The sequence below is a fragment of the Stenotrophomonas sp. 05L44_2 genome, assembly GCF_056665995.1.
Window position 1 is genome coordinate 1 of sequence record NZ_JBFTNR010000171.1, and the last position, 6264, is coordinate 6264.

Genomic DNA, 6264 nt, shown 5'->3' on the forward strand with positions numbered 1-6264 from the left:
GCACGACCTTGATCAGGGCCTGGCCCGGGGTCAGCGACTTCAGCACTTCCTGGCCGACCGCACGCACCTTGATGCGTTCGATCAGGGCCTGCACCACCGGCAGCGCGACGTCGGCTTCCAGCAGGGCGATGCGGACCTCGCGGGTCGCCTCGCGGATGTTTTCTTCGGTCAGGCGGCCACGGCCGCGCAGGCGCTCGATGGTGCCGGAAAGGCGCTGGGTCAGGGACTCGAACATGCGGCGCAACCTGTCTGAAAGCGGGGGACAATAAGGCCCACAGTATAACGGGTCCACCGCGCTCCCCGGACTGCGACGCCACGCCCRTCGCCAGCACCSCGGGGGTATGCGAAACTKCMACGATGACAATCGTTCTCATCGCSRYCCTGCTSTACCTGRCCGCCASCGCCCTGCTGGTGCGCGCCCTTGGTCGCAACGACGGGGTGACCTCGCCCGCCTGGCTGTGGCCTGCGCTGCCGGCGATGCTGCTGCATGGCGGTTATCACGTGCTCGTGGCGATGCGCACGACCGGCGGCCCCGACATGCACTTCTTCGCCGCGTTGTCGCTGGTCGGCCTGGGAATGGCGTGGCTGACCTCGCTGGTGGGCGCGCGCGGGCGCATGTCCACCCTGGGCGTGGTGGTGTTCCCGCTGGCCGCGCTGCTGCTGGTGGTCTACCACGGCTACGGCCATGAACCGAGCAAGGTGCTGGGCTGGCGCTTGGCCAGCCACGCCTGGCTGGCACTGCTGGCCTACGCCACGCTGAGCATCGCCGCGCTGCTGGCGATCATGCTGTGGCTGCAGGAGCGTGCGCTGCGGCGCCGTGAATTCCGTCCGTGGCTGCGTGCGCTGCCGCCGATGGCCGATCTGGAATCGCTGCTGTTCAGGGTGATCACCGTCGGCTTCGCCCTGCTGACCCTGACCCTGGTCACCGGCGTGCTGTTCGTCGACGACCTGCTGGCGCAGAAGCTGGTGCACAAGACGGTGCTGAGCGTGCTGTCGTGGATCGTGTTCGGCGTGCTGCTGATCGGCCGCCGCCGCTATGGCTGGCGCGGCACCAAGGCAGTGCATTGGACGCTGACGGCGATGCTGTTGCTGCTGCTGGCGTTCTTCGGCAGCCAGTTCGTGATCGAGCTGGTGTTCGGGCATTCGCGCTAGAGGCGTGCCGGCCAGCGGCCGGCAATCGGAGCACGGTAGATCCACGCCATGCGTGGATGCCCCGGATGCTCAGGGCAGCGGTTGGGCCAGGATCCTGCGCACCGAGCGACCACTGTTGGTGAGGATGTCGTCGACCTGCCAGCAGCCCTCCCCTTTGCGCACCATCGGCACGCGGGTCACGTAGGCCTTGCCCCAGACCGGATAGCGCATTTCGACCTGGCCGGCCGTGGCCGAGGCCTGCTTCCAGCTGTAGCGCACCGGGCTGTCGATCTCCCCGTCCTGCGCGTCCAGCCACGGATCGGAATCGAGCGTGCAGATGCCCTCTTCGCGCACCTGGCAGGCACGCTCGCCATGCAGCGCCTTGGCAAACGCCGCACTGACCAGTGCCTGCGGCGGCTCCAGCAGGTCGCCCTTGCCGGTGGTCGCTTCGAAGAAGGCCCGCGCCACGTCAGCCGGTTGCTGGCAGGCCGGCGCGGCCTGCACGGTGGGGGCCAGCAGCAGGCCGATGATCACCCACGTCCCTGTCTTTCTCATATCCAGTTCCTTGACGGTGGAAGGACGCCGGGCATGGCCCGGCGCTACCCATGCGTGTTGCCCGGTAGCGCCGGGCCATGCCCGGCGAACGCGCAGCGCGGCAGGGATTACAACCCGTACCGTTCGATCGCGTCCAGATGCGGCTGGCGGTCCTGGTCGCAGGCCTCGGCCAGGCGCAGCCAGCAGTGTGGATGTGTCCAGTCCGCCGTGGCCTGCTGCAGGAAGCGGTGCAGCGCCAGCGGCGCATGGTCCTGCGGCTGGGCGACGGTGAACAACAGGCCCGGCAACGTCCCGTCTTCCGCATCCGGATCGGTCACGGTGTAGTCCGCACGGCTGTGCGACCACACCTTCCAGCCCTGTCCCTCGGCTGCCTCCACGAAAGCGTTCCATGCCTCCTCGCCCGGGTGCGCGCCGTCGACCAGCCAGCTGCGCGCGAAACCACCCCGCTCCAGCACATGCACCTGTGCATAGGTCGGTATGAAGTGCTCGCGCTCCGCTTCGTCCTCTGGTGCGGGGTGTATCAGGCCGGCGTCGAACACCACCCAGTCCCCCACCTGCTGCGCGCGGTTGGCCGGTGCGTTCTCGACGATGCGCGCGGTCACCGGGCCGCTGCGGCGGGCGTAGTACTCCATCGGCTCGCCGCCTTCTTCGCTGCGGATGATCACCCAGCCCCAGGGCTCTTCGACCACGCCCTGCTGGCTGGACAGTTCCATGCCGATCGCTGCCGCCGAGCGGCGCACCGCATCCCAGTCGCGCGCCGCACTGGCCGCACTCATATGGTCCCAATGCGCGGCACTGGGCTCTTCCAGCAGTTCCACCAGCTGCGCATAGCAGGCCTGTGCTTCGCTGAAGCGGCCGGTCTCCATGTACATGCGGGCAAGCGTCCCGCGTGCGCCGTTCGAGCCTGGCGACAACGCCAGCAATGCCTGCGCGGCCTGTTCCAGTGCAGGCCAGTCGGACGCGCGCCGTGCACGCTGCACCTCGCACCAGTGCGCGAACACCGGCACGCTGTCGCGGTAGGTCGCGGCCAGCCTGCGCAGGCCATCATCATCGCCCTGCTCGGCCAGCCAACGCATCAGCGTGTAGGCCGCCGCGCCGTCTTCCTGCGCGTGGCCGCGCACGAAGTCCCACAGCAGCGCCTGCGCTTCCGTCTTCGCGCCACATGCGTGCAGCGCCGAGGCGGCGACCTCGGCCAGCGCGCCGTCGTCCGGCCGCTCGGCGTGCGCCTGCAGCAGCCACTGCGCTTCGCGCTCGGGATCGCGCGACTGGTTCTGTTCGCCCTGCGCTTCCAGCCACGCCAGCAGTTCAGCGGCAGGCACCGGCAGCGGCGCCATCTGCGGCAGCGCTTCGATGCGTGCCGCCAGACCGGCCACCAGCGCGGCAGCGCCACGGTCCTGACGCAGCTGCGCCAGATGGGTGCGGGCCAGACCCAGCTGGCGCTGCGCCACCCAGCGTGCACCGCGCTGCAGGGCCAGCTCCAGGCTCAACGCGGCGATCTCGATCACCAGGCGATGCGCGCCGACAGCGGCGAAGTGCTCGATGATCGTGTTGAAGCGCGTTCCCAGATCCCAGGTGTTGCGGGCGGCATCACGGCTGCACAGTGTCGAAGCCGTATTGGCCCACAACCGCCAGTGATTCGGCGTCAGCTCGCTCCATGGCACCAGCTGCTGCAGCGCCTCTTCATCGCGCCCCAGCTGGGCCAGTGCCCAGGCCTTGGACAGCCGGCGCGGCACCGTGCAGTTGGCAGGCTCGTATTCGCCCGCAGCGGCCACTTCGGCTTCGCGCTTCTCGATCAGCGCCAGCGCTTCCTGCGCACGGCCGCTGGCCAGCAGGATCTTGATCTGCATTTCAGGGAAGCTGTCGAACACTTCCTTGCCGCGCGCCTGGATCGCCGCCGCCTGCACCTGCAGGTAATCCAGCGCGTCCTGGCCGCGGCCGTCGTCCAGCAGCGCGTCGGCCTTCTCGCAGCTCAGGCACTGGAAGCAGGCCCAGCTCGGGTCGATGCGGCCCAGCGTCTCGTCGCAGACCTCGATGCGTTCGGGCACCCAGCCCGGACCATCGATGTTGCCGTAGCAGGCGGCAAGATCCTGGGTGACGCAGATCGACTGCGGGCAGTCCAGGGTATCGGCACGGTGTGCGCGCTCGAACAGCGCCACCGACTCGCCCAGCGCGCTTTCGCCTTCCACGCGGTTGCCGACGCGGTTGCGCAGCGCCCAATGGCCGACATAGACGTCGACCCAGGGGTTGTCCAACGCCTTGCCCAGCGCGCGCGCTTCGGGCAGCAGTGCATCGACGCGGTCGACCTGCAGTTCACTGACTTCATCGGCAAGGCGGGTCAGCAGGTGGGCGTTCTGCGCCTGGCCTGCCTGGCGCAGGTCTTCCTGCAGTTTTTCGACCCAGTTCCAGATATCCATGGGGGTAATGCTCCTGTCTAGCGAAGGCTGGATGAGAGGGAGTAGCGGTGCTCAGCGCAGCATCTGCTGCAGGGCACCGGCAATGTCGGTAAATGCACCATTGAGATCGGGGCCCGGCGTCGCCGCGCTCTGCTGCAGCGGCCGGCCCTGTGCGGACACGATGATCTTCAGCGATCGCAGCAGGCGCGCGGCCGCCCCGGCCTGCGGGTGGCCCTCGCGCTGGGCCTGCAGCAACGCCTGCACCGCTGGATTGTCCAGGTTGAGGTACAGCCGCGACGGCGCACGCGCCTCGATGCGCGCGGTGAACTGGCGCGCCAGCCGCAATGCCGCCATCGATACGCGCTTGTCGTTCTCGTCGTCTTCCAGGCGCTGTTTCAGTTCGGCTTCGCGGTCGGGCACCACCACCACCGGCAGCGCCTCGGGGCTGAACCGCGCCGGCAGCAGCTGTTCGCCATCGCCCAGGTGTTCGCGCAGCCAGGCCAACTGCGTATCGTCAAGGCTGTCGTCGGTGCGGAACAGTGCGCGGTTGCCCTGCTCGGTACCGAGTTCGACCAGGCGCAGGCCCTTGGCCTGGGCCCAGCGCCGCAGGAACGGCACCACCGCGTAGCGATGACCATGCGCGACCGGCACGCCCATCGCGCGGAACAGCATTTCCTCGAAGCCACCACCGTTGTCGAGGATCACATGCACTGCGCCGCGCGCCGGCAACGCGCTGGCCGGCAGGTCACCCTGCGAAGTCGGCACGCGCACGTGTTCCAGCAGCAGGTCGAACAGGCGCTCATCGCACAGCGCCGCGCCCAGCAGGGCTTCATTGTGGCGGCTGAGTACGCGGCGCCAGGCTTCGGGCTGCTGCCGGGCGACGTCGGCCAGGCCATCGATCAGCGCTTCCAGCAGGGCGTGCTGCACGGCGCGATAGTGGTCATCGCGCTGCAGGTCCTCGCGGCTGGCGGTCGGGGTCAGCTTCGACGATTCGATCACCCCGCCGATGAAACCGGCCCAAGGCGGCAGCAGGTCGCGCGCATCGTCGTCCAGCAGCATGCCGCGCACGAACACCGACAGGTTGCGGTTGTCGCTGGTGCCGTAGGTGGCACCGTCCTGCACCCAGAGCATGCCGACGGCGTCGCTGCTGCCATCGGACTGCAGCGGCATCGTCACGATGGGCTCGAAATCGTGTTCGAACCGGGCCGCGAACTGCTGCGCCTGGCGGCGTGCCTGCACCGGATGCAGGGCGACGTCACCCTGCCCGCGCCACGGCGGCGGTTCGGGATTGATCGCGGCGGCCGCCGCACCGATGAAGATCGGCTCGGACAGCAGCGCGCAGTAGCGGCCCAGCACCTCGTGCAGGCGCGCTTCGTTGGCCAGCGGCAGGAAGTCCGGATGCAGCTCCAGCTCGACCTCGGTGCCGATCGCGCGCGCCGGCACTTCGCTGACGGTGTACTGCTCGGCGTTGCTGGACACGTACAGGTGGCCCAGCTGCGGCGCCTGGTAGGAGGTGGTACGCACGCTGACACGGCGCGCCAGTACGAAGGCCGACAGGAAACCCAGGCCGAACATGCCGATCAGGCCTTCATCGTCCTCGCCGTCCTGGCGCAGGCCCCGGGTGTAACCGACACCGACCGTGGCCAGGTAATCGTGGATTTCCTGCCGGGTCAGGCCGGCACCGGTATCGGTGATGCGCAGCACACCGGCGGCGACATCGACCTGCACGTCGATGCGCGACACACTCTGGATGCCGGGCTGCTCGATACGGCGACGGATGATCGAATCGTGCGCGTTCTGCACAAGCTCGCGCAGCGCCACCATCGGCGTGGAATACAGGTGCTTGCCCAGCACCGTCATCAGTCCATTGAGATCGACCCCGGCGCGGCGGATTTCGGCGGCGGGGGTGCTGAACATCGGGTCCTGCATGTAAACGATTACTCCTTGCCACGGAAAGGCGCCAGGGGGCGCCTTCGTCGAGCCGGGAAAACTAGCACAGGCTGGCTGACCGCTGCTGTGCCGTCGGCCGCATCTGCAGGTCCGAGCACGGACCCGACCCCGGTCACGCCGCGTCGATGGCCTCGGACAGGCGTTCGACCGCGATCACTTCCATGCCCTTCACCGAGCCGCCCTTGGGGGCATTGSCCTTGGGCACGATGGCGCGYTTGAARCCGTGGGTCGCCGC

The 6264-nt window shown here is 68.7% G+C and carries 5 protein-coding genes; 1 reads left to right on the forward strand and 4 read right to left on the reverse strand.

What is annotated here, in order from left to right:
- A partial coding sequence (locus tag AC1VAN_RS07970; protein WP_480985585.1) for a signal recognition particle receptor subunit alpha occupies window positions 1-235 on the reverse strand: 235 nt, incomplete at its 3' end.
- 122 nt (window positions 236-357) lie between these two features.
- Between AC1VAN_RS07970 and AC1VAN_RS07975 the strand changes: the two genes are divergently transcribed.
- Entirely contained in the window at window positions 358-1152 is a 795-nt protein-coding gene (locus AC1VAN_RS07975; protein ID WP_480985586.1) for a cytochrome C assembly family protein, read from the forward strand.
- A gap of 69 nt (window positions 1153-1221) precedes the next feature.
- Here the strand turns inward: AC1VAN_RS07975 and AC1VAN_RS07980 are convergent, their stop codons facing one another.
- The 3 genes from AC1VAN_RS07980 to AC1VAN_RS07990 all read right to left on the reverse strand — a co-directional run bounded on the left by AC1VAN_RS07980 (window position 1222) and on the right by AC1VAN_RS07990 (window position 6008).
- On the reverse strand, window positions 1222-1686 hold the full coding sequence (locus AC1VAN_RS07980) for a YqhG/Tai3 family protein (protein ID WP_032975994.1): 465 nt from the start codon (window positions 1684-1686) through the stop codon (window positions 1222-1224).
- 107 nt (window positions 1687-1793) lie between these two features.
- A complete protein-coding gene (locus AC1VAN_RS07985) occupies window positions 1794-4100 on the reverse strand; it encodes a tetratricopeptide repeat protein (protein WP_442251351.1) in 2307 nt (768 codons plus the stop codon).
- Between the two features lie 51 nt (window positions 4101-4151).
- The gene (locus AC1VAN_RS07990) at window positions 4152-6008 is read right to left on the reverse strand and encodes an ATP-binding protein (RefSeq protein WP_059063497.1); all 1857 of its coding nucleotides are present in this window, start codon (window positions 6006-6008) and stop codon (window positions 4152-4154) included.
- Between the last annotated feature and the right edge of the window lie 256 nt (window positions 6009-6264).

Excerpts from the sequence above, each read along its gene's own strand:
- AC1VAN_RS07980 (WP_032975994.1), bottom strand. The coding sequence starts at position 1,686 with ATGAGAAAGACAGGGACGTGGGTGATCATCGGCCTGCTGCTGGCCCCC.
- AC1VAN_RS07985 (WP_442251351.1), bottom strand. The coding sequence starts at position 4,100 with ATGGATATCTGGAACTGGGTCGAAAAACTGCAGGAAGACCTGCGCCAG.
- AC1VAN_RS07990 (WP_059063497.1), bottom strand. The coding sequence starts at position 6,008 with ATGCAGGACCCGATGTTCAGCACCCCCGCCGCCGAAATCCGCCGCGCC.